A 25,246-nucleotide genomic window follows, 5' to 3' on the forward strand; every position below is an offset into this window, starting at 1 on the left:
CCCGGCCGGACCCGAAGGCGTGCCCGGCCTCACCCGAAGGCGCACACGGCTGGTCCGGCCGGGCACACAACAGGTCGGGGGACACGGGGGCGGGAACCCGGTCGCCCTGCGCGGGCTGCGGTTGTCGGAGCCCGGTGCAAGACTCGGTGGGTCAGGGAAATGCCCGCACGATGAGCGAGCGAGACCTACGACTCGCCCGAGGAGCACACCATGCTCGACCCGAGTTTCGTCACCGGCGCCCCCAACTGGACCGACCTCGGCACACCCGACCTCGAAGCGGCCACGGCCTTCTACCAGGGCCTCTTCGGCTGGGAGCTGGTGCCCGGCGGCCCCGAGACCGGCGGGTACGGGACGTACCAGCTGCGGGGCAAGGCGGTCGCCGGCGTCATGACGGTGCCCGAGGACCAGGGCAAGCCCTCCTGGTCCGTCTACTTCCAGACTCCCGACGCGGATGCCACCGCGCGGACGGTGGAGAAGGCCGGCGGGTCCGCGGCGTTCCCTCCGATGGATGTGCTCGACTACGGCCGCATGGGCGGCTTCAAGGACAACGCCGACGCGTACTTCGGCGTGTGGCAGCCGGGCACGAACACGGGCCTGGGCATGATCATGGAGCCGGGTTCGCTGATCTGGTCCGAGCTCTACACCCCGGACGTGCCCGCGGCCGCCGCGTTCTTCAAGACGGTCTTCGGCTGGGAGACCGAGGACATGACGTACCCCGGGGGCAGGTACACGATGGTGCGCCCCGCGGGCAGTGAGGGCGCCGACTCCTCCTTCGGCGGGCTCGTGCAGATGGACGAGGTGCCCAGCGAGGCGGCTGCCGGGCCGCACTGGCTTCCGTACTTCGCGGTGGAGGACGTCGACGCGACGCTCGCCGACGCGAAACGGCTGGGCGGCCGTGTGACCCTGGCCCCCATGGACGTGGAGAACGTCGGCAGGATGGCCAATGTCGCCGATCCCGCGGGCGCGGCGTTCGCGGTGATCAAGCCCGCGCCGATGCCGCCGGGCTGATCGGGCACGACCGGCGCGGACTGCGTTGACGGTTCGTTGATCACTTGTTTATCGCCATGGGGCACCGTGTGCCCCATGCCGATCAACACCATGATGACCGACGACGCACTCGCCTGGCAGGAGACGGCACTGTGCGCCCAGGCCGGACCCGAGTTCTTCTTTCCGGCTCCCGGCAGCTCGACCCGCGAGGCCAAGCAGTTGTGCAACGCCTGCGAGGGACGGCTGGCGTGTCTGGAGTACGCCCTCGCCCATGACGAGCGTTTCGGCGTGTGGGGCGGGCTCTCGGAGAAGGAGCGGGACCGGCTCCGCAGAGGCCGCCGCGCCGAGGGCTGACATCCCGGCGCGAAGCGGCGGCTTACGGCACCGGCCGGACAGCCGCTGACGCGCGTGCGGTTGTGCGGAGCCCGTGCGCCTACGGGATGCGGAACGTCTCGCCGTACACCTGCCACACGAGCGGCTTCTTCAGCTCGAGGTTGCCCTTCCGCAGGAACACCCGCTGCGCGGTGTCGATCCGGGTGGTGTCGCGCTGGACCTTCCGCGTCAGGATCGCGGACCGGCTCTCGTCGAGGAACGCGCCGAGGTACTCCGCCTCGTCGCCGCCCTCCGCCGCCGTGTCCGCCGAGGCCATCGCGGCGTCCCGGATGCCGTAGAAACCGTCCGCCTCGATGCCGGGTCCGTGGAGCACCATCGCGTCGTAGTAGACGAACTGGCCCAGGGTGCCGAGACCGTCCAGCTTCGCCAGTCGCACCGCGGGTTCGAAGTAGAGCGTGTCCCGCATCGTGTTCTGAGCCGTGCGGAACGCCGGGTCCTCGGCGGCCGCCTTCCACGCGTCGGTGAAGCCGGGGTCCAGACCCTCGTGCGAGTCCGTGCCGTCCACCTCGCGCAGCGCCGCGAGGAACGGGGCGAGCGGGTTGTCCGGATGGTCCTTCGTGTACGCCTCGACCAGCTGCAGCATGTCGTTCGTACCGGAGCAGAATCCGATGATCCCCGCGGTGTAGCCGGTTCCGTCGCCGACGTCCTCGATCGCTCCGTACTGGCTGCGCCAGTCCAGGGTCGAGGCCTCCGCGCTGCCCACCAGCTGGGAGGCGATCTCCTTCATGGCCGGAGCGGCCAGCCCGGGCGGCAGCCCGGCTATCTTCTCGTCGTTCTCGGCGCTCTGGCCGGGGCTCTCCGCCTGTGCGGCTGCCTCGGCGGCCTCGGTCGGCTGCGGGGAGCTCGCGGGCAGCTCGGAGTCGCTGCTGCTGAACAGAATCGAAACGGCGATGGCGATAGGTGCACCGAAAAGAACAAGACGCGTCACTGGCTTCACCCGGCACAGAGTACGTTCCGTAAACCTGTGGGGTCAGCCCGGCCTCGCACGGCAGAATCGCCGCATGACCGACGCCCGGCCAGTCGCCCTCGTCTGCGCACTCCTCGACGCCGTGGATTGCCTCGCCCATCCACAGCGCATGAGAGAAGTGGCGGCACACGCCCGGAGGTTCACCGCGGACGGGGTGCTGCGTCCCGTCCTGGAGGAGCTGGAGACCGGGGGCCCCTACGAACGCGGGCTCGCTGTCGTCGCCGCGTCCGTGGGCGGCGACCGCGACTGGCTGGCCGCCCGCATCGGCGACGAGGACTCCTTCGTGCGGGGCCACGCCCTGCGGGCGGCACTCTCCGCGGGCGTACCGGACACGGCGTACGAGACGGCGCTGGCCGACGCCCCGGCCGTCGTACGCCGCCGGCTCCTGCAGGCCGTCGTCAGCGACGGCCGCACCGAGCTCGCCGACCGGCTGATCGAGCCACTGCGCGAGAGGTGGGGCGACGCGGAGGCGGCCCGGCTGCTCCGGGGCTGTTCCACCGCGACCGTGAGCAGGCTCCTGCCCGGCCTCTTCCCCGCGGTGACCGGCTGGGCCGCGCTCGGACGCCACCACCCCGGCCCGTTCCTCGACGCTGCGGAACGGGACCTCGCCGGCCGGCCCGAGTCGATGCGCGACGCCTGGTGGCAGGGCTGCGGGCACGAACGCGCGGTCGCCACGGCCGCGGCGAGGCTGCCCCACCGCGTACTCGACCTGCTCGAGCGCCACGGCCCGACGAACCTCCCGCCGCCGCTGCGCATGAGGCTGGGCGTCCTCGCCTCGGCCGACCCGGCCCGGACGCTCAAGCTGCTCCGTGGACCGGACAGTTTCGCGATCGCCCGCAGCGGCGCGCTCAGCGGGACGCTCCTGCGGCGCCTGGCCGTCACGGCTCCCGATGCGCTTCTCACCGAGTACGGCCGGCACGTGCTGGATCACGGCATCCTCGACCGCCTCGTCCGCGCCCTCCCGCCGTCCCGTCGCGGCGCGTTCCACGACGCCGTCGTCGCCGGACAGGGAGAGGGCTCCGTCATCACCGTGGACGCCGTACTCCTCGGCGCACTGCCCCGAAGCCACGTGGCGGGTCCGGCCCGTCGCATGGCCGACCGGGCGAGGACCCGCGGCGGGCACTGGAGCACCGTCCTGCTCGCGGAGTCGTTCCTGCCGGTCGCCGAGGTACGGGAGCGCCTGCTGGCGGCGACCCACCGGCCCGCCGCCGAGGACCGCGCCGAAGCCTGGCCGCTGCTGATAGGCAACGCGGGCCGCTCCGGCGACCCGGCAGCCGTCGCCACCGTCCTGGAGGACATGCTCCGGCTGCGCTCGGAACAGGATCCGGTCAGGGCCGCCGCACTGTTCGCACTCCTCGGAACTCCGCCCGCGCTCTTCACCGACGAGGTGGAACCCCTGCTGGACCGGATCGCCACCGACGCCGTCGAGGCCCGCGACTCCTCCGCGTCCACGCGGGGCAATCTGAGCCAACTCGCCCTGGGTGTCCTGCGCGAGCACGCCACCACCGGCAGGCGCGCCCTGCTCAACTGGGCGCTCCGCACCCTCGTCCGGCTGTACGGGAACGCCGGTGACGCCGGCCTGGGGAGGCTCGACCGCACCCTGCGCCGGGGACAGGAACACACGGTGTTCGAGGCCCTGCGGCCCTGGCTGGAAGCGGGCGCGGAGAAGGCCGACTACGCCCTCGTCTTCGCACTGACCCGGGCCGTCGGACGCCGTGCCGCGGACATGCCGGAGCTCCAGGAACTCTTGTGGCAGGCGGTCCGCTACGGAAGCGCGGGCACCGCACGCACCGCGATCGGCCTGTGGCTGGAGCCGGCCGCCCACCGTGACGAGCGCGTCGAGCGGATCCTGGCACGCGAACCTTCGGCAGCCGCGCTGCCCGCGGTGATGGGCGTGCTCACCCGGCGGCGCACGGACCTCCTGGGCCGGGTGCTCGGCGACAGCCCGCCGTACGGAAGGTTCCTCACCCCGGGAGCGCCGTGGCACGTGCCTGTCGGCGCGGACGTCGTCCGCTGGACTCCCGAGCAGCAGAGCGCCGCGGCGCGCGGACTGGAGCGGACCGCACAGGACGAGAAGCTTCCCCTGTACGCCCGGCAGGCGGCGATCGGGCAACTGGCCCGCATTCCGCAGACCGGGGCCGACGCGGTACGGGGCTGGCTGGCGTCTTCGGAGGTCGTGCTCGCCGAGGCCGCGCTGGCGGCACTGGCCCGCACGGACCGCCCCGCTGACGTACTGCCCGATCTGCTCGCACGCCTGGGCGGCGACGAGGCGAGGGTCGCGGTCTTCGCGGCGAGCCGCGCCTCCCGGCACGTGCGCCCCTCGCGGCTCGCCGCACTGCTGCGCGAGCGTACGGCGCCCGGTACCGGCAAGGTGACCAGCCGCAAGGAGATGGTCCGGCTCGCCGCGATCCGGCTGCCCTCCGCCCAGGCCGCACAGGTCCTCGCCGAGGCCTACGCGATGCCGGACCAGCACCCCGACGTGCGGGCCGTCTGCGTCGCGTTCGGCACGGACCTGCTCGGGAACGAGGCGATGTGGGAGGTGATGGCCGATGCGGCGCGCGGCGAGCGGCGCCTGCGGAACGCCGTCCTGCGGGCCCACCCGGTCCTGCTGCCCGAGCGGCACCGGCCGCGCTACGCCCGGCTGGTGCAGGAGGTGTGTGCGACCGACGACGAGGAGCTGGCCGCCCTCGCTCACCGGGCGCTGGCCCAGTGGGTGCCCTGGGCGCCCGGGGCGTGCGATGTGCTGGTGGACGCGGTGAGCGACCTCGGCCGGCGCGGCACCTGGCAGTCGGCCACCGACGCGCTCGTCGGAGCCGCCATGGCAGGAGGGGAGGCCGCCGCCGCGCTGAACTGCGCGCTCCTGGCCCTGTCCACCAACGACACCGCGGACGACGCGGGAGCCGAGCGGGACCGGCCCGCACGGCAGCGGATCGTCCGCGCGGTGGACGCTCTCACGGCGTCGGCCGTGACCCGGCGGGCCTCGGAACGCCCTCTCCTCGCGGCGGCAGGGGAGACCCTCGCGCACCACCGGGACTTCGTACCGCAGGCGGCCCGGCTGCTGGTCTGCGCCGTCGACCTGGACACCGGCCCCGAAGCCCTGCACGCGGAGCTCGTCCGGCTGGCCGGGCTGCTCGAAGGGCGCCCGGTCCAGGCCGCCCGGATCGCACGGACGCTCGGCGCCCGCATCGGCGATGTGAACCGCTCCGGGGCGGGTGACACGGACGTCCTGCTCGCCGTCGCCGGCCGGCTCACCGGGAGCGGCGGTCCGGCCGAAGGGCTGTTCGCCGCCGCGATCACCGCGGCGGCGGGACGGCGCACCGACTGGACCGGGCCCTGGCGGACCCAGCTGCGCGCCCTGCGCCAGCACCCGGTGGCCGATGTGCGTGACGCCGCTTACGCGGAAGTGACGGCGCCCGAGTGAGCGCCGCCACCGTCCTGCGGGATCAGGCGTTCGCGCGGGCCGCCATCCGCGCCTTGCGCAGGGCCAGCTTCTCGTCGAACTTCGACGCCTCCCTGTCCAGCCCGCTCATGTACAGGCCCAGCTCCTCCTGCGCCTGGAGGCCCTCCGGGCCGAGTCCGTCGATGTCGAGGACCTTGAGGTAGCGCAGCACGGGCTGGATCACGTCGTCGTGGTGGATGCGCATGTTGTAGATCTCGCCGATGGCCATCTGCGCGGCGGCGCGCTCGAAGCCGGGCATGCCGTGACCGGGCATCCGGAAGTTGACGACCACGTCGCGCACGGACTGCATCGTGAGGTCCGGGGCGAGCTCGAAGGCGGCACCCAGCAGGTTGCGGTAGAAGACCATGTGCAGGTTCTCGTCGGTCGCGATCCGGGCCAGCATCCGGTCGCAGACGGGGTCGCCCGACTGGTGGCCGGTGTTGCGGTGCGAGACGCGGGTCGCGAGCTCCTGGAAGGCGACGTAGGCCACGGAGTGCAGCATGGAGTGGCGGTTGTCGGACTCGAAGCCCTCCGCCATGTGCGCCATGCGGAACTGCTCGAGCTTGTCCGGGTCGACCGCGCGCGAGGTGAGGAGGTAATCGCGCATCACGATGCCGTGGCGGCCCTCCTCCGCGGTCCAGCGGTGCACCCAGGTGCCCCAGGCGCCGTCGCGGCCGAAGAGGGAGGCGATCTCGTGGTGGTAGCTGGGGAGGTTGTCCTCGGTCAGCAGGTTCACGACGAGCGCGATCCTGCCGATGTCGGTGACCTTGGACTGGCTGGTCTCCCATGCTTCGCCGTCCTCGAAGACGCCGGTGAAGTTCCGGCCGTCGGAGAACGGTACGTACTCGTGGGGCATCCAGTCCTTGGCGACCTTGAGATGGCGGTTGAGTTCCTTCTCCACCACCTCTTCCAGCGCGTACAGCAGCTGGGCGTCGGTCCACGCCTTCGAACTGCCGAGTTGGGGAGAGGTGATCGTCACGGGGGCTCCTGGGGACGGGAGAATTACCTACGGCTTCGTAGGTTACGTGACCGTAGGTTAAGGCGGCAGTAAGGCCGTAGCCAAGCCCGGTCCTCGCGGTGCCCGTTTACGTACCGTTATATCCGCAGGTCGGGGCCGGATGTCGAGGGGTAAGTCATACCTCACGGCCCAGGACCCGGGCTAGGTCTGCGGGGGAGATTCCGTGCAGCTCGCCCGCCTCCAGCAGCAGCCACCGGGTGATCCCCAGCGACTGCAGGAACGGCAGGTCGTGGCTCGCCACGATCAGCGCACCCTCGTAACCCGCCAGCGCGGCGGTGAGGCGGCGCACGCCGGACAGGTCGAGACTGTTCGTCGGTTCGTCCAGCATCAGCAGCCGGGGTGCCGGATCGGCGAGCAGCAGGGCGGCCAGGGTCGCCCGGAGCCGCTCACCGCCCGACAGCGTCGCCGCGGGCAGGTCCGCCCGCGCCCCCTTGAACAGGAAGTGCGCGAGCTTCGCCCGGATCCGGTTGGCCGAGGCGCCCGGCGCGTACCGCGCCACGTTGTCCACGAGGGACAGCCCGTCGTCGAGCACGTCCAGACGCTGGGGCAGAAAGCCCACCGGCACATGGACGACCGCCTCTCCGGACCGTGGCGCCAGCTCGCCGGCGATCGTGCGCAGCAACGTCGTCTTGCCCGAGCCGTTGCGGCCCACCAACGCGATCCGCTCCGGGCCGCGCAGGTCGAACTCCCCGCGCACCCGGGCGCCGTGGGCCAGTTCGAGATCGCGCAGCACCAGGACACCGCCACCCGGATGCACCTGGGTGTGCGGGAGTTCGATCCGGATCGCGTCGTCGTCCCGCACGGCCTCGACGGCTTCCTCGAGCCGCTCCTCCGCGTCCGCCAGGCGCTCCGCATGCAGGACGCGGTGCTTGCCGGCCGACTCCTGCGCCGTCTGCTTGCGCTGGCCCATGACGGCCTTCGGCTCGCGCTTGGTGTCCCACATCTTCTGCCCGTACCGTTTGCGACGGGCCAACTTGATGTGTGCGTAGGACAGTTCGCGCTTCTGCCGCCGCACATCGGCCTCCGCGGCCCGCACCATCCGCTCGGCGGCCTCCTGCTCCACGGCGAGCGCCTCCTCGTACGCCGTCAGGCTGCCGCCGTACCAGGTGACCGTGCCGTCCCTCAGATCGGCGATCCGGTCCACCCGCTCCAGCAGCTCCCGGTCGTGACTGACGACGACCAGGACACCGGTCCATGCGTCGACCGCGTCGTACAGCCGCCCACGGGCGTGCAGGTCGAGGTCGTTCGTCGGCTCGTCCAGCAGCAGGACCGGCGGACGTGCCAGCAGCAGCGCGGCCAGCCGCAGCAGCACGCACTCGCCGCCCGACATCTCGCCGATGGTCCGGTCGAGCCCGACACCTGCGAGGCCCAGTTGGTCGAGCGTGGCACGGGCGCGCTCCTCCACGTCCCAGTCGTCACCGACCACGGTGAAGTGCTCCTCGCGGACATCGCCCGACTCGATGGCTTTCAGAGCGTTCCGCTTCCCGGCGATGCCCAGCACCGCGTCGACGCGCAGGGCGGTGTCCAGGGCGCGGTTCTGCGGGAGGTAGCCGATGTCGCCGGCCGTTGTGATGTGGCCGCCCGTAGGGGTGAGTTCACCGGCGATCAGGCGCAACAGGGTCGATTTGCCACAGCCGTTGAGGCCGATGAGCCCGGTCCGTCCGGGACCGACGGCCAGGTGGAAGTCCTCGAAGACGTCGCCGCCGTCGGGCCAGGCGAAGGAGAGGGACGAACAGGTGAGGTGAGTTGTGGGTGCAGGCACGAAGGTCTCCCGGCTGCGTCGGAGAATCTCGGAGAACGGCTCGGACACATGAGGTCGCACTCGGGCCCGCGCACGGAACAGCACGCGCGCGGCACGGTGTACGGACACCTCAGATGTGGAGCAACGTCCTTCTCCGATCCGACGACAACAGGGCAGCACTCACGCTACGAGCGGGTCGTGCGGCTCTGCAACCGCATTTTCCGGGACCCCGCGGCCCGATGGGTCAGGACCCACCTCTGCCGCGTGGGTCAGGACCCGTCGAGCAGATCCGTCAGATCGCGGTCGAGGTCGAGGAAGCGGTATTCGTCCCCCACCGGGACCAGCACCTGGGCCCGCTTCAGGAAGCGGCGCAGTTCCGACGTGCGGACGTGCACCATGGCGATGCCCTCCACGGCGTGGAACTCCAGGACCGTGCGGTCGTAGCCGAAAGGCCGCACCCTTACGTCACCGACGCCGGCCGGTCCGTCCATCCCGGCCATGAGCAGCTCACGGGAGAACTCCCAGGACACCTCGGTGCCCTCGAGGGTCGCAGGGGCCGGGAAGGCCATGCGGACGGCGAAAGGGTCCTTGCGGTCGTAACTCAGGGTGGCGGGCAGGGTTTCCATCCGCGGAGCGGATGCGACCATGCGGGCCTGCACGGACTGCTCGATAACGCTGGACAAGACCTGCTCCCTCTCGCGTCGGATGAACGGTTCCCGGCAATGGAGTAGACGACGGAACTCCACGATCCGTGCACTGGCAGGGGGCGTGAGCTGCGTCACCGCCTGCCGGCTTCTGTCCTCCTGCCCCGTTTCGTCCGATGCGCCCTGGACGGCGGTCCGCCCGTGGACTAGCTTCCAGCGCCATGATGGCCATGGGGAAGACGAGACGACTGATGTCACTGGTCCTGTGCGGTGCGGCCGTGACCGCCGCTCTGGCCGTACCGTCGGCGCAGGCCGCACCCGCGGAGCAGCGTGAACGGGGCCACCGGCCGGCCTGGGAACTCACCGACACAGGCACGGACGCGCGCTTCCGTGGCCTCGCCGCGGTCAGCCGCGACGACGCCTGGGCCGCGGGGTCCAAGGGCACGGTGCTGCGTACGGCCGACGGTGGCCGGCACTGGCGCGACGTCTCGCCGCCCGGAGCGGCGGACCTGGAGTTCCGCGACATCGAGGCCTTCGACCGGCGGCGGGCGGTGGTCCTGGCCATCGGTGAGGGCGAGGCGTCCAGGGTCCTGCGCACCGATGACGGCGGCGCGACCTGGACCGAGTCCTTCCGCAACAGCGACTCCCGTGCCTTCTACGACTGCCTGACCTTCTTCGACAGCCGCAACGGGCTGGCGATGAGCGACCCGGTGGACGGGAAGTTCCGCATCCTGTCGACCTCCGACGGGGGGCGGAACTGGAAGGTGCTGCCCGACGCGGGCATGCCTGCCGCCCGCCCCGGCGAGGCCGGTTTCGCGGCGAGCGGTCAGTGTCTCGTCAGCTCGGGAGCCAAGGATGTGTGGCTCGCCACCGGCGGTGCGGACACCGCCCGGGTGCTGCACTCCGGTGACCGCGGGCTGACCTGGTCCGAGACCGCGTCGCCCATCCCGGCCGGGGACCCCGCGCGCGGAGTCTTCGGCCTCGCCTTCCGCGACCGCACGCACGGCATCGCGGTCGGCGGCGACTACCGCGCGGACCAGGCCTCGCCGGACGCCGCGGCCGTCACCGGCAACGGCGGTCGTACCTGGCGGACCGCCACCACTGCGCCACCGGCCTACCGTTCGGGCGTCGCCTGGCTCCCGCACAGCAGGTCGGTGGCGCTGGCGGTCGGCCCGACCGGCACGGATCTGACGCTGGACGGCGGACGCACCTGGAGGACGGTCGACACCGGTTCGTACGACACGGTGAACTGCGCGGCCGACGGCGGTTGCTGGGCAGCGGGCGAGAAGGGACGCGTCGCCCGGCTCGGATAGCCGCGCCTATCCGGGCAGTTGCTGCCGGTAGGGGGCCAGTCCCTCGGACGTCTTCGTCGCGAGGAACTCCGTGATCCGGTACGCGCACACCTTGTGCGCCGCGAACGGGTCGGTCGCCGCGATCTCCTCGATCCGCGCGCGATCGTCCCCGACCGCGAGAATCACGCCGCCGTCACGCGGGTTCTTGCGCCCGGACGCGATGAACACCCCGGCCGTGTAATGGGTGTCGAGCCAGGCGACATGTTCCTGCATGAGTGCGTCGACGCGCTCGACCGGTGCGGTGTAGGTCAACTCGAGTACGAACATGATCGCCAGGCTACGGGACCGACGGGAACCCGGGGGTCCCTAGACTCAACCGCACCATGACGACTTTCACCATGCCCGCCGACGAGGCCGAAGCACGCGCAGTCCAGGACACTCTGCGCACCCGGGTGGTGCTCGACGAACCGGGGCCGCGGCCCGGTACCGGCCGGGTGACCGGTGTCGACGTCGCCTACGACGACGAGCGGGACGTCGTCGTGGCGGCCGCCGTGGTCCTGGACGCGGCGACCCTGGAGGTGGTGGCGGAGTCGACCGCGCGGGGCCGGGTGACCTTCCCGTACGTCCCCGGGCTCCTGGCCTTCCGGGAGATCCCGACCGTGCTCGCCGCGCTGGAGGCGCTGCCCGTCGACCCCGGGCTCGTCGTCTGCGACGGCTACGGCCGGGCGCACCCGCGCAGGTTCGGACTCGCCAGCCATCTGGGCGTCCTCACCGGCCTCGCGGTCATCGGCGTCGCCAAGAACCCGTTCACCTTCCGCTACGAGCAACCGGGGCCCCGGCGCGGGGACTCCACCCCGCTCATGGACGGGGACGAGGTGGTCGGCCGGGCGTTGCGCACCCAGGACGACACCAAGCCCGTCTTCGTCTCCGTCGGGCACCGCACCGGCCTGGACAACGCCTGCGCCCACACACTGCTGCTGGCGCGCGACTTCCGTCAGCCGGAGACCACGCGCCGGGCCGACGCCCTGTGCCGGGCGGCCCTGCGGGAGGCCGTCGCCTGACCGCCGTCGCAGGTCCGTCCCGGCACGGCCGCCAAGGCACGGCCGCAAGGCCCGGCCGTCCCGATCCCGGCCGCCGGAACTGTTTCCATCTGAGTACATGAGCGGATGTTGTTCGTCGAACATAGGGGGCAGGCTGGTACACATGATCGACCACCACGCACCTCCCATGAACGCAGGAACCGTACGTCTGTCCCAGCGCGGCGTTGCCGTGGGTATGACCCTGGGCGTTGTCGCGGGAGCGGCCTGGACCGTTTCCATGGTCTGCACCCTCGCCTCCTGGATGCTCTGACCCGGCCGGTGCCCTCCCGTACGCCCAGGGAACCGCGCCCCGCTCAGAGCACCGCCGCGACGCGGAAGCCCAGCCCCGCCGTCGTCAGCCGTTCCAGGAGCGCGTCGCCCATCGCCACGGCGGTCGTGACCTGCCCCGATGTCTTCGGCAGGTCGTCGAGCGCGAGGCAGACGGCGGCCTCGGCGAGCATCTTCGCGGTCTCGTCGTAGCCCGGGTCGCCGCCCGAGACCTCGGTGAAGACCCGGCGGCCACCGCCCTCGCCGACGAAGCGCACCGTGAACCAGCTGCGGTCCCTGCGCTCCTTGCCGGGGCCGGTGCCGGGTTCGTAGCGGTCCATCAGCCAGCCGCGAACGGCGGGGATCTGGGCGGCCGCCGTGAGCACCCCCAGAGCCGCGGTGCCGCCGAGCGCCACCGGAAGGTGCTTCACGGAGGCGAAGTGCCGGTAGCGGAAGTCGGGGCCGTAGCGCTCCAGCGCCCGCGCCGACCGCTCCACGACACGAGGGTCGAGGGTCGGCAGCGGCAGTGCCCACGTTCCGGTCGCCGGACTGAAGTGGGGTGAGCCCTGCGGGGCGCGAGCCCGCCGGCCGACCAGGCGCGGCTCGTGCAGACGGCGTTCCTTCGCGGCCCGGATCATCTGCGGGCCGCGGCCGATCGCGGTGAGCGCCGAGGCGAACGTGCCGCCCGAGAAGACGGCGTTGCTGCGGACGTAGCCGTCGACGGTCAGCGGAACGTCCTCGGGGAGCTGCTTGACGGTGAAGTAGACGCCGAGGTCGTGCGGTACGGAGTCGAAGCCGCAGGCGTGCACGATCCGGGCACCCGTCTCGCGGGCCCTCGTGTCGTGCTCCAGGAACATCCGGTCGACGAACTCCGCCTCGCCGGTGAGGTCGGCGTAATCCGTCCCCGCCTCGGCGCAGGCCGCGACCAGCCCCTCGCCGTACCAGACGTACGGGCCCACCGTCGACGCCACCACATGTGCGGACTCGGCGAGTTCGCGCAGCGTGGCGGGGTCGCCGGCATCGGCTGTCAGCAGGGGCAGCTCCGCGCAGCGCGGGTCGATCGCGGTGAGGTTCTCGCGCAGCTTTTCGAGCTTGGCGCGGCTGCGCCCCGCCGCGGCCCAGCGGAAGCCGTCCGGTGCGTGCTCCGCCAGGTACGCGGCGGTGAGTGTCCCCACGAAGCCGGTGGCGCCGAAAAGGATGACGTCATAGGGGCGTTCTGCCCCGTTCTGCCTGTTCATGAGTGCCTCCGCAGGGGCCGGCGCCGATGTAGCAGGCAGAGGGTAGCGGAGGGGTTCGTGGCGCTGTGCAGCCGGGAGGGCCTCGGTGCGAGAGGATCCCTGAGAAGGAACTAAGCGCTTGCTCGGCCAAAAGGGTTGTGCGGAGCGCGGAGCCTTCTTAACATCATCGATGTTACATCAGTTGTGTCACACTGCTGGGGGCTTGATGGCAACGACAGGGCAGGGTCCACTGGCCGGGGTGCGCGTCGTCGAACTGGCGGGCATCGGCCCGGGACCGTTCGCCGCGATGCTCCTGGCCGACCTCGGCGCCGATGTGGTGCGCGTCGACCGGCCCGGCGGCGCGGCGCTCGGGATCGATCCCGCGTACGACCTCACCAACCGCAACAAGCGCTCGGTCCTCGTCGACCTCAAGGCCGACGGCGGTGCGGGGCAGGTACTGGACCTCGTGTCGCGCGCCGACATCCTGATCGAGGGCTACCGCCCGGGCGTCGCCGAACGCCTCGGCGTGGGGCCGGCCGCATGTCTGGACCGCAATCCGCAGCTCGTCTACGGGCGGATGACCGGCTGGGGCCAGGACGGACCACTGGCCGAACGGGCCGGCCACGACATCGCCTACATCGCGCTCAGCGGCACCCTCTCCATGATCGGCAGACCCGGAGAGCCACCCACGGTGCCCGCCAACCTGGTCGGCGACTACGCGGGCGGTTCGCTCTACCTCGTCGTCGGTGTGCTCGCCGCCCTCCAGCACGCCCGCACGCCCGGCGGCACGGGCCAGGTGGTGGACGCCGCCATCGTCGACGGTGCCGCCCACCTCGCCACGATGATCCACGGGATGCTGGCGGCCGGCAGCTGGCAGGACCGGCGCGGCTCCAACCTCCTCGACGGCGGCTGCCCCTTCTACGGCTGCTACGAGACGTCCGACGGCGAGTACATGGCGGTCGGACCACTGGAGCCGCAGTTCTACGAGCAGTTCGCCAAGCTGCTCGGGATCGCCGACGAGGCCCCCGACCGTAACGACTTCAGCCGCTGGGCGGATCTGCGCACCCTCGTCGCCGACCGCTTCAGGGTCCGTACCCGCGCCGAGTGGACCGAGACCTTCGAAGGCACGGACGCCTGCGTCGCCCCGGTCCTCTCGCTCCGCGAGGCGCCTCACCACCCGCACCTCGCCGCCCGTTCCACCTACGTCGAGCACGGCGGCCTCACCCAGCCCGCGCCCGCTCCCCGGTTCTCCGCCACCCCCTCCCGTGTGCGCAGCGGGCCCGCCCGGCCCGGCGCGGACACCGAGGACGTGGCCCGCGACTGGGACGTGACGAGCCTGCGGGCCCTCCCGAAGAAGGACGGCACCGACTGATGGAACTCTCCCTCCCGCTGAACTACGCGGGCGACCCGCGCGCCGCCTGCGACCAGGTCGCCGCACTGGAATCCGCCGGACTGGACGCCGTCTGGGTCGCCGAGGCGTACGGCTTCGACTCGCCCTCGATCATGGGATATCTGGCCGCCCGCACCGAGCGCATGAAGATCGGCGCGGCGATCCTCAACGTCTACTCCCGCACCCCCGCCCTCATCGCCCAGACCGGAGCCGGACTCGACGCGGTCTCCGGCGGCCGGGCCCTTCTCGGGCTCGGCGCGTCCGGCCCGCAGGTCGTGGAGGGCTGGCACGGCAAGCCGTACGACAAGCCGCTCGGCCGGACCCGCGAGACCGTCGAGCTCTGCCGGCGGATCTGGCGCCGTGAGGTCATCGACCACCACGGCATCACCGACATGCCGCTGCCCAAGGAGAAGGGCGGCAGGCTCGGCAAGCCGCTGAAAATCCTCACCCGGCCGGTCCGCGAGAACATTCCGCTCTACATCGCCTCCCTCGGCCCCGCCAACGTGGCACTGACCGCCGAGATCGCCGACGGCTGGCTGCCCACCCTCTACATCCCGGAGAAGGCCCACCAGGTCTGGGGCGGCGCCCTGGCCGAAGGCGCGGCGAAGCGTGACCCGGCACTCGGCCCGCTGCAGACCGTCGCGGGCGGCCTGCTCGCCATCGGTGACGACGCCGCGGCCCTCAGGGACCTCGCCCGCCCGCAGATCGCGCTGTACGTAGGAGGCATGGGCGCACCCGGCAAGAACTTCTACAACGACCTCGCCGTCGCCTACGGGTACGGGAAGGAGGCCGCCACGATCCAGGAGCTCTACCTCTCGGGGAAGAAGAAGGAGGCCGAGGCCGCCGTCCCGGACGAATTCTGCGAGCTCATGTCGCTCTGCGGGCCCGAGGGGTACGTACGCGACCGCATCGAGGCCTTCCGCGAGGCCGGCGTCACCATGCTCAACGTCACGCCCGTCGGCCCCGAGCCGGCCCGCCTGATCTCCACCGTCAAGAACTGGCTCCAGGGGGCTTGAAGTGCAGCGGCAGATCTTCACCGAAGAGCACGACGCGTTCCGCGAGACCGTCCGCACCTTCCTGACGAAGGAGGCGCTCCCGTACTACGAACAGTGGGAGAAGGACGGCATCGTCTCGCGCGAGGCATGGCTCGCGGCCGGCCGGCAGGGGCTGCTCGGCCTCGCCGTACCCGAGGAGTACGGGGGCGGCGGCAATGCCGACTTCCGCTACAGCGCCGTGCTGGCCGAGGAGTTCACCCGGGCCGGAGTCGCGGGGCTGGCGCTCGGCCTGCACAACGACATCATCGGCCCCTACCTCACCGGACTCGGCACGGAGGAGCAGAAGCGGCGCTGGCTGCCCGGCTTCTGTTCCGGCGAGATCATCACGGCCATCGCCATGACCGAACCCGGTGCGGGATCCGACCTCCAGGGCATCCGCACCACCGCCGAGGACAAGGGCGACCACTGGCTGCTCAACGGCTCGAAGACCTTCATCTCCAACGGCATCCTCGCCGACCTGGTGATCGTCGTCGCCAAGACCTCGCCGGAGGGCGGCGCGAAGGGCCTCTCGCTGCTCGTCGTCGAACGCGGGACGGAAGGCTTCGAGCGCGGCCGCAACCTCGACAAGATCGGCCAGAAGTCCCAGGACACCGCCGAGTTGTTCTTCAACGACGTGCGCGTGCCCAAGGAGAACCTCCTCGGTGAGCTCGACGGCGCCTTCATCCACCTCATGACCAACCTGGCCCAGGAACGGATGGGCATAGCGGTCGCCGGAATCGCCGCGGCCGAGTACCTCCTGGAGATCACCACCCAGTACGTCAAGGAGCGCGAAGCCTTCGGGCGCCCGCTCTCCAAGCTCCAGCACATCAGGTTCGAGATCGCCGAGATGGCCACCGAGTGCGCCGTCACCCGGGCCTTCCTCGACCGGTGCATCGTCGACCACTCGGCCGGGACGCTCGACGCCGTACACGCCTCGATGGCCAAGTGGTGGGCCACCGAACTGCAGAAGCGCGTCGCCGACCGCTGTCTCCAACTCCACGGCGGATACGGCTACATGACCGAGTACCGGGTCGCGAAGGCGTTCACCGACGGCCGCATCCAGACCATCTACGGCGGTACGACCGAGATCATGAAGGAGATCATCGGCCGCTCGCTGCTCGGCTGACCCGGCTCCCGCCGACCCTGTTGCGCAACCACCCTCGAAAGGCTGCTGTCTTGAGTACCGAAGCGTTCGTCTACGACGCGATCCGCACCCCGCGCGGTCGCGGCAAGGCCAATGGCGCCCTGCACGGAACCAAGCCGATCGACCTCGTCGTCGGCCTCATCCACGAGATCCGGGCCCGCTTCCCGGACCTCGACCCCGCGGCCATCGACGACATCGTCCTCGGCGTGGTCAGCCCGCTCGGCGACCAGGGCTCCGACATCGCCCGTATCGCCGCGATCGCGGCGGGACTCCCGGACTCCGTCGCGGGCGTCCAGGAGAACCGCTTCTGCGCATCGGGCCTGGAAGCCGTCAACCTCGCCGCCGCGAAGGTCCGTTCGGGCTGGGAGGACCTCGTCCTGGCCGGTGGCGTCGAGTCGATGTCCCGCGTGCCGATGGGCTCCGACGGCGGCGCCTGGGCCATGGACCCCATGACCAGCTTCGAGACCGGCTTCGCCCCGCAGGGCATCGGCGCCGACCTCATCGCCACCGTCGAGGGCTTCTCCCGCAGGGACGTCGACGAGTACGCCGCGCTGTCCCAGGAGCGCGCCGCCGCGGCCTGGAAGGACGAGCGCTTCGCCCGCTCCGTCGTACCCGTCAGGGACCGCAACGGCCTGCTCGTCCTCGACCACGACGAGCACATGAGGCCCGGCACCACCGCCGACTCGCTCGCCTCCCTCAAGCCGTCCTTCGCCGCGATCGGCGAGATGGGCGGCTTCGACGCCGTCGCCCTCCAGAAGTACCACTGGGTCGAGAAGATCGACCACGTCCACCACGCGGGCAACTCCTCCGGCATCGTGGACGGTGCCGCCCTCGTCGCCATCGGCTCGAAGGAGGTCGGCGAGCGCTACGGCCTCACCCCGCGCGCCCGGATCGTCTCCGCGGCCGTCTCCGGATCCGAGCCCACCATCATGCTGACCGGGCCCGCACCGGCCACCCGCAAGGCGCTGGCCAAGGCCGGTCTCACCATCGACGACATCGACCTCGTCGAGATCAACGAGGCGTTCGCCGGTGTCGTCCTGCGCTTCGTGCGGGACATGGGCCTCTCCCTCGACAAGGTCAACGTCAACGGCGGCGCCATCGCGCTGGGCCACCCGCTCGGCGCGACCGGCGCGATGATCCTGGGCACGCTCATCGACGAACTGGAGCGGCGTGACAAGCGCTACGGCCTCGTCACCCTCTGCGTCGGCGGCGGCATGGGTGTCGCCACCGTCGTCGAGCGTCTCTGACCGTCCCCCGGCCACCCCTGCTTACGGAGAAGAACAGACATGACCGAGAGCACGACCATCCGCTGGGAACAGGACGAGACCGGCGTCGTCACCCTCGTACTCGACGACCCCAACCAGTCGGCGAACACGATGAACCGGGCCTTCAGGGACTCCATCGAGGCCGTCGCCGACCGGGCCGAGGCCGAGAAGGACTCCATCCGGGGCATCATCTACGCCTCCGCGAAGAAGACCTTCTTCGCCGGCGGTGACCTCAAGGACATGATCAAGATCGGTCCCGAGAACGCGCAGGACGCGTTCGACGCGGGCACCGCGATCAAGAGGTCCCTGCGCCGCATCGAGACCCTCGGCAAGCCCGTCGTCGCCGCGATCAACGGTGCCGCGCTCGGCGGCGGTTACGAGATCGCACTCTCCGCCCACCACCGCATCGCCCTGGACGCCCCCGGCTCCCGGATCGGCCTGCCCGAGGTCACCCTCGGCCTGCTGCCCGCGGGCGGCGGTGTCACCCGCACCGTACGGCTGATGGGCATCGCCGACGCGCTGCTCAAGGTCCTCCTCCAGGGCACCCAGTACACCCCGCAGCGTGCCCTGGAGAACGGCCTGATCCACGAGGTCGCCGCCACACCCGAGGAGATGCTCGACAAGGCCCGCGCCTTCATCGACGCCCACCCCGAGTCGCAGCAGCCCTGGGACGTCAAGGGCTACCGGATCCCCGGCGGCACCCCGTCCAACCCGAAGTTCGCGGCCAACCTGCCCGCCTTCCCGGCCAACCTGAAGAAGCAGCTCGCGGGCGCACCCATGCCCGCGCCCCGCAACATCCTCGCCGCGGCCGTCGAGGGTTCGCAGGTCGACTTCGAGACCGCGCTGACCATCGAGGCGCGCTACTTCACCGAGCTGGTCACCGGCCAGGTCTCGAAGAACATGATCCAGGCGTTCTTCTTCGACCTCCAGGCCGTCAACTCCGGTGCCAGCCGCCCCAAGGGCATCGCGGAGCGTCCGATCCGCAAGGTCGCCGTCCTCGGCGCCGGGATGATGGGCGCGGGCATCGCGTACTCCTGCGCCCGCGCGGGCATCGACGTCGTCCTCAAGGACGTCTCCACCGAGGCCGCCGCCAAGGGCAAGGCGTACAGCGAGAAGCTGCTCGACAAGGCGCTCTCCCGGGGCCGCACGACCGAGGCGAAGCGCGACGAGCTGCTGGCCCGCATCACCCCGACCGGCGACCCGGCCGACCTCGCGGGCTGCGACGCCGTGATCGAGGCCGTCTTCGAGGACACCGCGCTCAAGCACAAGGTGTTCCAGGAGATCCAGGACATCGTCGAGCCCGACGCGCTCCTCTGCTCCAACACCTCGACCCTGCCCATCACCGTGCTCGCCGAGGGCGTCACCCGGCCGGTCGACTTCATCGGTCTGCACTTCTTCTCACCCGTCGACAAGATGCCGCTCGTCGAGATCATCAAGGGCGAGAAGACCGGCGACGAGGCACTGGCCCGTGCCTTCGACCTGGTGCGCCGGATCAAGAAGACCCCGATCGTCGTCAACGACTCACGCGGCTTCTTCACCTCGCGCGTCATCGGTCACTTCATCAACGAGGGCGTCGCCATGGTCGGCGAGGGCGTCGAGCCCGCGTCCGTCGAACAGGCGGCCGCCCAGGCCGGCTACCCGGCCAAGGTCCTCTCACTGATGGACGAGCTGACGCTCACCCTGCCCCGCAAGATCCGCAACGAGACCCGGCGCGCCGTCGAGGAGGCGGGCGGTACGTGGACCCCGCACCCGTCGGACGCCGTCATCGACCGGATGGTCGACGAGTTCGAGCGCCCCGGACGCAGCGGTGGCGCGGGCTTCTACGAGTACGACGAGGACGGCAGGCGCGCGCGCCTCTGGCCGGGTCTGCGCGAGCACTTCGTGAAGGCGGACACGGACGTCCCGTTCGCCGACATGCAGGAGCGGATGCTCTTCTCCGAGGCCCTGGACAGTGTCCGCTGCCTGGAGGAGAACGTCCTGATCACCGTCGCCGACGCCAACATCGGCTCCATCATGGGCATCGGCTTCCCGGCCTGGACCGGCGGGGTGCTCCAGTACATCAACGGGTACGAGGGCGGCCTGCCCGGCTTCGTGGCACGCGCCCGGCAGCTCGCCGAGCGCTACGGCGACCGCTTCCTTCCGCCCGCCCTGCTCCTGGAGAAGGCGGAGAAGGGCGAGACCTTCCACGACTGACCCCCGGCACGGGCCGCGTTCACTCCGCGGTGAACGCGGCCCGCAGCTCCTCCTTCAACGACCTCTGGAACGCCGTCACCAGCGCCTGCAGCACCATCGGCTGCATATGGGCGGACAGCGACTTCATCGCCTTCAGGTGTTCCGGGTCCTGCTCCCGCTCCCGGTACGGATTCCACACCTCGTCCCGGAACAGCCGTGACAGCTCATGGGCGGCCGACCGGGTGTGCTCCAGCAGGACCGTGCGCGCGGCCAGGATCGTCTCGTGCGCGATCGGCACGTCCAGAAGCTCCACCCCGAGCCGCAGCAGCCCGACATCCACCCGGCAGGTGTCGTCATCGGGACCGCCGGGGCGCTCGAGCACCCCCATCGCCGACAGCCGGTCCACGTCCGAGCCGCTGAGCGCCCGGCCGGCGCGCCGCTCCAGCTCCGCCCGCGGCATGTCCTCCGCGGAGTCCGGCGCCCAGGAGGCCACCAGGGCCCGGTGGATGGCCAGGTCGTGCGCGCTCAGATCCGGCGGCAGCTGCTCCAGATACCGCTCGATCGCGGCGAGTGTCATGCCCTGGTGCTGGAGCTCCTCGATCAGGGCGAGCCGTGAGAGATGACCGGGTCCGTAGTGCCCGACCCGGCGCGGCCCGATCTCCGGGGGCGGCAGCAGCCCTCTGGTGCTGTAGAAACGCACGGTGCGTACGGTGACCCCCGCGCGCGCAGCCAGTTCATCGACGGTGAGCGTCGGCTCATCGGTCCCGGTCGCCATGTCTGCTCCTTGTCGCCGGCCGCTGGGCTGCGGTGCCTGCGCACCAATCAGGTGCAACAGTATTGCTGTCTCACCACTGTTGTGAAAGTGTCCGGCACCATCGAAGCACAGTCTCACCCCCCGGTACGGACCGTGCGGTCCGGCCGATGGCGACAGGAGGCGGCCGTGACCACGATCCTGCGACTTCCCACCGAACCCGATCAACTCACCCTCCCGGCCCTGCTGCTGCGCAACGCCGAGGACCACGGCGGGCTTCCCGCCCTGTCCTGGCGCGCCGCGGGCGACGACGGCGGATGGACCACCCTCAGCTGGCAGGAGGTGCGCCAGGAGACCGCGGTGCTCGCCGCCGGTTATGCCGCCCTCGGGGTGGAGCGCGGCGAGCAGGTCCTCATGATGATGGGCAACCGGCCCGAACACTGGCTGAGCGACCTGGCCCTCACCCACCTCGGAGCCGTCCCCGTGACGGTGTACGGCACCGCCGCCCCCGAACAGGTCGCGCACATCGCCCGGCACAGCCGGGCCCGGTTCGCGGTCATCGAGGGCGCACGGGAGCGTGGTCGCTGGGAGCCCCTGCTGGCGGACCCGGCGGTACCGCTGGAGCAGCTTGTCGTGGTGGAGCCGGACGGGGCCGGTGCGCACACGACCTACACGTCCCTGCACGCCACCGGAGCGCGGCTGCACACGGCCGATGCCTTCGAGAAGGCCTGGCGGGAGTCACGCGCGGACGATCCCCTGACGGTCGTCTACACCTCGGGCACCACCGGTGACCCGAAGGCCGTCCCGATCACGCACCGCAGCGTCGTGGTCAACGCGCTGGCCCTGGACCAGGTGGTGGAGCTCCCCGACCACGTCGAGCACATCTGCTACCTCCCGTTCGCCCATATCGCCGAGCGGATGCTCGGCATCTACCTGCCGGTCTTCCGGGCCTCGCACGTCCATCTGTGCGCGGACACGGCGGCGGTGGCGGCCACCGCGGGTGCCCTGCGGCCGGCCCAGTTCTTCGGGGTACCGAGGGTGTGGGAGAAGCTCGCCGCAAGCGTACGGGCCGCCCTGGCCGGACTGCCGGCGGACCGGCGGGCGGTGATCGAGGCCGCGGGCGGGACGGCGCGTGAACACGTCTCGTACCGGGAGCGGGGCGAGGAGCCGCCCGCGGGGCTGGAGGCCGCCTACCGGCGGGCCAAGGCGGAGGTCCTGGACCCGATCCTCGCCCTCGCGGGCTTCGACCGGCTGGTCTGGACGGCCAGCGCCTCCGCGCCGATGCCGCTGGACGTGGTCCGCTTCTGGGCGGGCTTCGGCATCGTCGTCATGGACGCCTGGGGGCTCACCGAGACCGTGGGGGTGTTCACCACCAACAGCCCGTCGGCGTTCCGGCTCGGATCGGTGGGCCGGCCGCTGGAGGGGCTCGAACTCCGGATCGCGGACGACGGCGAGATCCTGGTCCGGGGCGGAACCGTCTTCGCGGGCTATCTGCGTGAGGACGGCACGGTGGACGGGGCGCTGGACGCCGACGGATGGTTCCCCACCGGGGACATCGGCCGGATCGACGACGACGGCTATCTGTGGCTGACCGACCGCAAGAAGGAAATGATCATCACGTCGACGGGCAAGAACGTCTCCCCGGCACTCGTCGAGAACACGCTCAAGGAGCACCCGCTGATCGGACAGGCCCTCGTCCACGGCGACGGACACTCCTACCTGGTGGCCCTGCTCGTCCTCGACCCGGAGATGGCCCCGGCCTGGGCGGCGGCCCGCGGCATCGACGGGAGTCCGGCCGCGTACGCCGACAACCCCGCGGTGCGCGAGGAGATCGCCCGGGCCGTCGAGGCGGCCAACGCCCGGCTGAACCGTACCGAACAGATCAAGCGCTACCGGCTGCTGTCGCAGGAGTGGAGCCCGGAGACCGGCGAACTGACCCCGTCGCTGAAGCTGCGCCGCCGGGTGATCCGCGAGCAGTACGGCGACGTGCTCGACGCACTGTACGAGGAGGGCGAGAACTGAGCCTCCGGGTGGACTGTCAGTGCTGGTCCGTACGGTGAGGTCATGTCGGGGATCACTTACGTACAGGGCGACGCGACCACACCCCATGGCAAGGGCGTGAAGCTGATCGTGCACTGCTGCAACGACCTGGGCGGCTGGGGGAAGGGCTTCGTGCTGGCCCTCTCCCGCCGCTGGCCCGAGCCGGAAGCCGCGTACCGCCGCTGGCACCGCGAGCGCGCGGGCAACGACTTCGGCCTGGGCGCCGTCCAGTTCGTCCAGGCCGACCCGTACACCTGGGTGGCGAACCTGGTCGGGCAGCGGGGGATACGCACCGGCAGCAAGGGGGTGCCGGTGCGTTACGCGGCGATCGACGCCGGGCTGGAGAAGGTCGCCGCCGAGGCCCGCGAGCTGGGGGCCTCGGTCCATATGCCCCGCATCGGCTGCGGGCTGGCGGGCGGCACGTGGGCGAGGGTCGAACCCCTCGTCGCCGCGCGGCTCACGGACCGAGGCATCGCCGTGACGGTGTACGACCACGGATAGCCGGATCTACAGCCCGTAGCTCCTGCCGATGATGTCGCGCTGGATCTCGCTGGTCCCGCCGTACACCGTCGACACGACCGCAGCCCGGAGATGGCGCTGCATGTCGTACTCGGTCGCGTAGCCGTAGCCACCCATCATCTGCATGCCCTCCAGCGCCGCGAGCTTCGCGGTCTCGGTCGCCTTGAGCTTCGCCATGGACGCCTCGCGCGGGAACAGCTGCTCCGGCTCGGCATCGCAGGCCGCCGCCACGTCGAAGACCAGCAACCGCGCGCACTCGATCTCGGTCGCCAGGTCGGCGAGCCGGTGCCGCAGCGCCTGGAAGGAGCCGACCGGGCGGCCGAACTGCTCGCGCCCCCGCACGTACGCGACCGTGTCGTCGAGCACCCGCTCCGCCAGCCCCAGCATGTTCGCCGCGAGGAAGAGCCGCTCCGCGTTGAGGCCCGCCATCAGCTGGGTCCAGGCCCGGTCGACCGTGCCGACCACGGCGTCGGCCGGCAGCCGGACGTCGGTGAAGTACACGTCGTTGACCTCGCGTCCGCCCATCGTCTCGATGGGCCGGATCCCGATCCCCGGCGTGCGGGCCGGCACATGGAACATGGTCAGCCCCGCGTGCTTCGCCCCGCCGCTGTCCGTGCGGGCCACCAGCAGGATGTGCTCGGCCAGATGGGCGTTGGAGATCCAGGTCTTGTGGCCGTTGATCAGCCAGCCGCCCTCCGGGGTCCGTTCGGCCCGGCACCGCAGCGCGGCGACATCCGATCCGGCATCCGGCTCCGACATCGCGATGGAGAGGACCTGCCCGGACACCGCACCCCCGAGCGCCGCCTTGCGCTGCTCCTCGCTGCCGAACCGCTCGTAGGCCTTCGCGGTGATCACCGAGGTGACGAACCCGCCGGCCGGGACGAGTCCCCGCGCCGTCTCCCGCAGGAAGAGGCAGGCGTCGGTCATCCCGCCGCCCGCGCCCCCGTACGCCTCCGGCAGGCACACACCGAGCCAGCCGAGCTCCGCCAGCCGGGCGTAGAGCGACGGGGCGTGCGGCCCGCCCGTCTCGGCCGTCAGGGCGTCGCGCTGCTCGCGCGTACCGCATTCGCGCCGGGCGAAGTCCCGCAACGCGGCGACGAAAGCCCGCTGTTCGGCGGAAAGGGAGCGGGGGAGTGCGTGGTCGATGGACACGGAGTACCTCCTGAAGGGGAGAAAGTTACAAAGCGACGTTCTGGGTATCTGTGTTCTGTCGCCGTTGTGGTTGAGTGGTCACGGTGGAACGGGGAGGGCCCATGTCGGCACGGAGCACGAACGAGGCACTGCTGGCCCGCGCGCTGATCGAGTCGCCGCCGTCGGACGCGCTGAGCGAGCAGATCCTCGACGCGGCACGCGAGCAGTTCATGACCTTCGGGCTGCGCCGCTCGACCGTCGACGACGTGGCCAAGCGGGCCAAGGTCTCGCGGGTGACGGTGTACCGGAGGATCGGCAACAAGGACAGCCTGGTCTCGGCCTGCCTGCTGCGCGAATACCGCCGCTTCGTCATGGACGTCGACGACGCCGTGGCCGCCCTGCCCACCATGGAGGACCGGCTCGTCGCCGGCTTCGTCGCCGTCCTCCAGCACATTCGCGAACACCCTCTGGTGGGAGGGCTGTTGAAGCTGGAGCCGGAGATCATGCTCCCCTTCCTCACCCTGGAGAGCGGTCCGGCCTTCCTCGCGATGCGCGGATACCTCACCGACCGGCTGCGCCGTGCGCAGCGCGCGGAGGGCCGGCCGGAGACGGATCCGACACCGGTCGCCGAGCTCATGGTGCGGATCACCGTCTCCTTCCTCCTCAACCCGGTCAGCTGCTTCGAGCTCGACGACGACGAGCAGGTGCGTGCCTTCGCCCGCCGCTATCTGGTGCCGCTGCTCAGCACCGGGTGAC

At 71.3% G+C, this 25,246-nt stretch carries 22 protein-coding genes; 14 read left to right on the plus strand and 8 right to left on the minus strand.

Translation table 11 applies throughout. The features are described 5' to 3' along the window. The first annotated feature begins 210 nt into the window (after window positions 1-210). Both ACFW9O_RS26850 and ACFW9O_RS26855 read left to right on the plus strand, forming a co-directional pair. A complete protein-coding gene (locus ACFW9O_RS26850) occupies window positions 211-1,008 on the plus strand; it encodes a VOC family protein (RefSeq protein WP_384612814.1) in 798 nt (265 codons plus the stop codon). A gap of 75 nt (window positions 1,009-1,083) precedes the next feature. Then, window positions 1,084-1,341, plus strand: coding sequence for a WhiB family transcriptional regulator (locus tag ACFW9O_RS26855; RefSeq protein WP_351169763.1), 258 nt, complete (start codon window positions 1,084-1,086; stop codon window positions 1,339-1,341). 79 nt (window positions 1,342-1,420) lie between these two features. Here ACFW9O_RS26855 and ACFW9O_RS26860 read toward each other — a convergent pair whose 3' ends face one another. Continuing rightward, complete coding sequence (locus ACFW9O_RS26860) at window positions 1,421-2,308, minus strand: chitosanase (protein ID WP_384612816.1); 888 nt, start codon at window positions 2,306-2,308, stop codon at window positions 1,421-1,423. A 73-nt stretch (window positions 2,309-2,381) separates the two neighbouring features. Here ACFW9O_RS26860 and ACFW9O_RS26865 point away from each other — a divergent pair, with 73 nt between their 5' ends. Next, window positions 2,382-5,768, plus strand: a complete 3,387-nt coding sequence (locus tag ACFW9O_RS26865; protein WP_384612818.1) for a hypothetical protein — start codon at window positions 2,382-2,384, stop codon at window positions 5,766-5,768. A 22-nt stretch (window positions 5,769-5,790) separates the two neighbouring features. Here ACFW9O_RS26865 and ACFW9O_RS26870 read toward each other — a convergent pair whose 3' ends face one another. From ACFW9O_RS26870 to ACFW9O_RS26880, 3 genes are all read right to left on the minus strand, one after another. Further along, window positions 5,791-6,765: an acyl-ACP desaturase gene (locus ACFW9O_RS26870; protein ID WP_384612820.1), complete on the minus strand. Its 975-nt coding sequence runs from the start codon at window positions 6,763-6,765 to the stop codon at window positions 5,791-5,793. A gap of 154 nt (window positions 6,766-6,919) precedes the next feature. Continuing rightward, a complete protein-coding gene (locus ACFW9O_RS26875; protein WP_384612822.1) occupies window positions 6,920-8,566 on the minus strand; it encodes an ABC-F family ATP-binding cassette domain-containing protein in 1,647 nt (548 codons plus the stop codon). Window positions 8,567-8,814: 248 nt separating this feature from the next. Then, complete coding sequence (locus tag ACFW9O_RS26880; RefSeq protein WP_384612824.1) at window positions 8,815-9,228, minus strand: SsgA family sporulation/cell division regulator; 414 nt, start codon at window positions 9,226-9,228, stop codon at window positions 8,815-8,817. Window positions 9,229-9,410: 182 nt separating this feature from the next. Here ACFW9O_RS26880 and ACFW9O_RS26885 point away from each other — a divergent pair, with 182 nt between their 5' ends. Beyond that, complete coding sequence (locus tag ACFW9O_RS26885; protein ID WP_384612826.1) at window positions 9,411-10,502, plus strand: WD40/YVTN/BNR-like repeat-containing protein; 1,092 nt, start codon at window positions 9,411-9,413, stop codon at window positions 10,500-10,502. A gap of 6 nt (window positions 10,503-10,508) precedes the next feature. Here the strand turns inward: ACFW9O_RS26885 and ACFW9O_RS26890 are convergent, their stop codons facing one another. After that, entirely contained in the window at window positions 10,509-10,808 is a 300-nt protein-coding gene (locus ACFW9O_RS26890; RefSeq protein ID WP_384612828.1) for a YciI family protein, read from the minus strand. A 71-nt stretch (window positions 10,809-10,879) separates the two neighbouring features. On the opposite strand from ACFW9O_RS26890, the gene ACFW9O_RS26895 reads away from it, so the two are divergent. Both ACFW9O_RS26895 and mmpA read left to right on the plus strand, forming a co-directional pair. Beyond that, window positions 10,880-11,542: an endonuclease V gene (locus tag ACFW9O_RS26895; RefSeq protein ID WP_384612989.1), complete on the plus strand. Its 663-nt coding sequence runs from the start codon at window positions 10,880-10,882 to the stop codon at window positions 11,540-11,542. A 142-nt stretch (window positions 11,543-11,684) separates the two neighbouring features. After that, window positions 11,685-11,831: a morphogenic membrane protein MmpA gene (gene mmpA, locus ACFW9O_RS26900; protein ID WP_384612830.1), complete on the plus strand. Its 147-nt coding sequence runs from the start codon at window positions 11,685-11,687 to the stop codon at window positions 11,829-11,831. 43 nt (window positions 11,832-11,874) lie between these two features. Here the strand turns inward: mmpA and ACFW9O_RS26905 are convergent, their stop codons facing one another. Next, window positions 11,875-13,065, minus strand: coding sequence for a saccharopine dehydrogenase family protein (locus ACFW9O_RS26905; RefSeq protein ID WP_384612832.1), 1,191 nt, complete (start codon window positions 13,063-13,065; stop codon window positions 11,875-11,877). Between the two features lie 205 nt (window positions 13,066-13,270). On the opposite strand from ACFW9O_RS26905, the gene ACFW9O_RS26910 reads away from it, so the two are divergent. From ACFW9O_RS26910 to ACFW9O_RS26930, 5 genes are read left to right on the plus strand one after another with little or no spacing between them, the layout of a single operon-like run. Next, window positions 13,271-14,416, plus strand: coding sequence for a CaiB/BaiF CoA transferase family protein (locus tag ACFW9O_RS26910; protein WP_384612834.1), 1,146 nt, complete (start codon window positions 13,271-13,273; stop codon window positions 14,414-14,416). Next, the gene (locus ACFW9O_RS26915; protein WP_384612836.1) at window positions 14,416-15,450 is read left to right on the plus strand and encodes an LLM class F420-dependent oxidoreductase; all 1,035 of its coding nucleotides are present in this window, start codon (window positions 14,416-14,418) and stop codon (window positions 15,448-15,450) included. Before ACFW9O_RS26910 ends, ACFW9O_RS26915 begins: the two co-directional genes overlap by 1 nt. A gap of 1 nt (window position 15,451) precedes the next feature. Beyond that, window positions 15,452-16,594, plus strand: coding sequence for an acyl-CoA dehydrogenase family protein (locus ACFW9O_RS26920; RefSeq protein ID WP_384612838.1), 1,143 nt, complete (start codon window positions 15,452-15,454; stop codon window positions 16,592-16,594). Window positions 16,595-16,644: 50 nt separating this feature from the next. Continuing rightward, a complete protein-coding gene (locus ACFW9O_RS26925) occupies window positions 16,645-17,859 on the plus strand; it encodes an acetyl-CoA C-acetyltransferase (RefSeq protein WP_384612840.1) in 1,215 nt (404 codons plus the stop codon). Between the two features lie 39 nt (window positions 17,860-17,898). Then, window positions 17,899-20,070: a 3-hydroxyacyl-CoA dehydrogenase NAD-binding domain-containing protein gene (locus ACFW9O_RS26930; protein ID WP_384612842.1), complete on the plus strand. Its 2,172-nt coding sequence runs from the start codon at window positions 17,899-17,901 to the stop codon at window positions 20,068-20,070. 19 nt (window positions 20,071-20,089) lie between these two features. On the opposite strand, the gene ACFW9O_RS26935 is transcribed toward ACFW9O_RS26930, so the two are convergent. Then, window positions 20,090-20,824: a MerR family transcriptional regulator gene (locus ACFW9O_RS26935; RefSeq protein WP_384612844.1), complete on the minus strand. Its 735-nt coding sequence runs from the start codon at window positions 20,822-20,824 to the stop codon at window positions 20,090-20,092. 165 nt (window positions 20,825-20,989) lie between these two features. Here ACFW9O_RS26935 and ACFW9O_RS26940 point away from each other — a divergent pair, with 165 nt between their 5' ends. Together ACFW9O_RS26940 and ACFW9O_RS26945 are read left to right on the plus strand one after the other, a co-directional pair. Beyond that, window positions 20,990-22,822 carry an AMP-dependent synthetase/ligase gene (locus ACFW9O_RS26940; RefSeq protein WP_384612845.1) on the plus strand — a complete coding sequence of 611 codons (1,833 nt, stop codon included), beginning with the start codon at window positions 20,990-20,992 and terminating at the stop codon, window positions 22,820-22,822. A 42-nt stretch (window positions 22,823-22,864) separates the two neighbouring features. Further along, entirely contained in the window at window positions 22,865-23,341 is a 477-nt protein-coding gene (locus ACFW9O_RS26945) for a macro domain-containing protein (RefSeq protein WP_384612847.1), read from the plus strand. 6 nt (window positions 23,342-23,347) lie between these two features. Here the strand turns inward: ACFW9O_RS26945 and ACFW9O_RS26950 are convergent, their stop codons facing one another. After that, the gene (locus tag ACFW9O_RS26950; protein WP_384612849.1) at window positions 23,348-24,511 is read right to left on the minus strand and encodes an acyl-CoA dehydrogenase family protein; all 1,164 of its coding nucleotides are present in this window, start codon (window positions 24,509-24,511) and stop codon (window positions 23,348-23,350) included. A 101-nt stretch (window positions 24,512-24,612) separates the two neighbouring features. Between ACFW9O_RS26950 and ACFW9O_RS26955 the strand changes: the two genes are divergently transcribed. Next, window positions 24,613-25,245, plus strand: a complete 633-nt coding sequence (locus tag ACFW9O_RS26955) for a TetR/AcrR family transcriptional regulator (RefSeq protein WP_351170239.1) — start codon at window positions 24,613-24,615, stop codon at window positions 25,243-25,245. Window position 25,246: the final 1 nt, after the last annotated feature.

The sequence above is a fragment of the Streptomyces sp. NPDC059499 genome, assembly GCF_042749285.1.
In the GTDB taxonomy this organism is placed as follows: domain Bacteria; phylum Actinomycetota; class Actinomycetes; order Streptomycetales; family Streptomycetaceae; genus Streptomyces.

Excerpts from the sequence above, each read along its gene's own strand:
- ACFW9O_RS26850 (WP_384612814.1), top strand. The coding sequence starts at position 211 with ATGCTCGACCCGAGTTTCGTCACCGGCGCCCCCAACTGGACCGACCTC.
- ACFW9O_RS26855 (WP_351169763.1), top strand. The coding sequence starts at position 1,084 with ATGCCGATCAACACCATGATGACCGACGACGCACTCGCCTGGCAGGAG.
- ACFW9O_RS26865 (WP_384612818.1), top strand. The coding sequence starts at position 2,382 with ATGACCGACGCCCGGCCAGTCGCCCTCGTCTGCGCACTCCTCGACGCC.
- ACFW9O_RS26885 (WP_384612826.1), top strand. The coding sequence starts at position 9,411 with ATGATGGCCATGGGGAAGACGAGACGACTGATGTCACTGGTCCTGTGC.
- ACFW9O_RS26890 (WP_384612828.1), bottom strand. The coding sequence starts at position 10,808 with ATGTTCGTACTCGAGTTGACCTACACCGCACCGGTCGAGCGCGTCGAC.
- ACFW9O_RS26895 (WP_384612989.1), top strand. The coding sequence starts at position 10,880 with ATGCCCGCCGACGAGGCCGAAGCACGCGCAGTCCAGGACACTCTGCGC.
- mmpA (WP_384612830.1), top strand. The coding sequence starts at position 11,685 with ATGATCGACCACCACGCACCTCCCATGAACGCAGGAACCGTACGTCTG.
- ACFW9O_RS26905 (WP_384612832.1), bottom strand. The coding sequence starts at position 13,065 with ATGAACAGGCAGAACGGGGCAGAACGCCCCTATGACGTCATCCTTTTC.
- ACFW9O_RS26910 (WP_384612834.1), top strand. The coding sequence starts at position 13,271 with ATGGCAACGACAGGGCAGGGTCCACTGGCCGGGGTGCGCGTCGTCGAA.
- ACFW9O_RS26915 (WP_384612836.1), top strand. The coding sequence starts at position 14,416 with ATGGAACTCTCCCTCCCGCTGAACTACGCGGGCGACCCGCGCGCCGCC.
- ACFW9O_RS26930 (WP_384612842.1), top strand. The coding sequence starts at position 17,899 with ATGACCGAGAGCACGACCATCCGCTGGGAACAGGACGAGACCGGCGTC.
- ACFW9O_RS26935 (WP_384612844.1), bottom strand. The coding sequence starts at position 20,824 with ATGGCGACCGGGACCGATGAGCCGACGCTCACCGTCGATGAACTGGCT.
- ACFW9O_RS26945 (WP_384612847.1), top strand. The coding sequence starts at position 22,865 with ATGTCGGGGATCACTTACGTACAGGGCGACGCGACCACACCCCATGGC.
- ACFW9O_RS26955 (WP_351170239.1), top strand. The coding sequence starts at position 24,613 with ATGTCGGCACGGAGCACGAACGAGGCACTGCTGGCCCGCGCGCTGATC.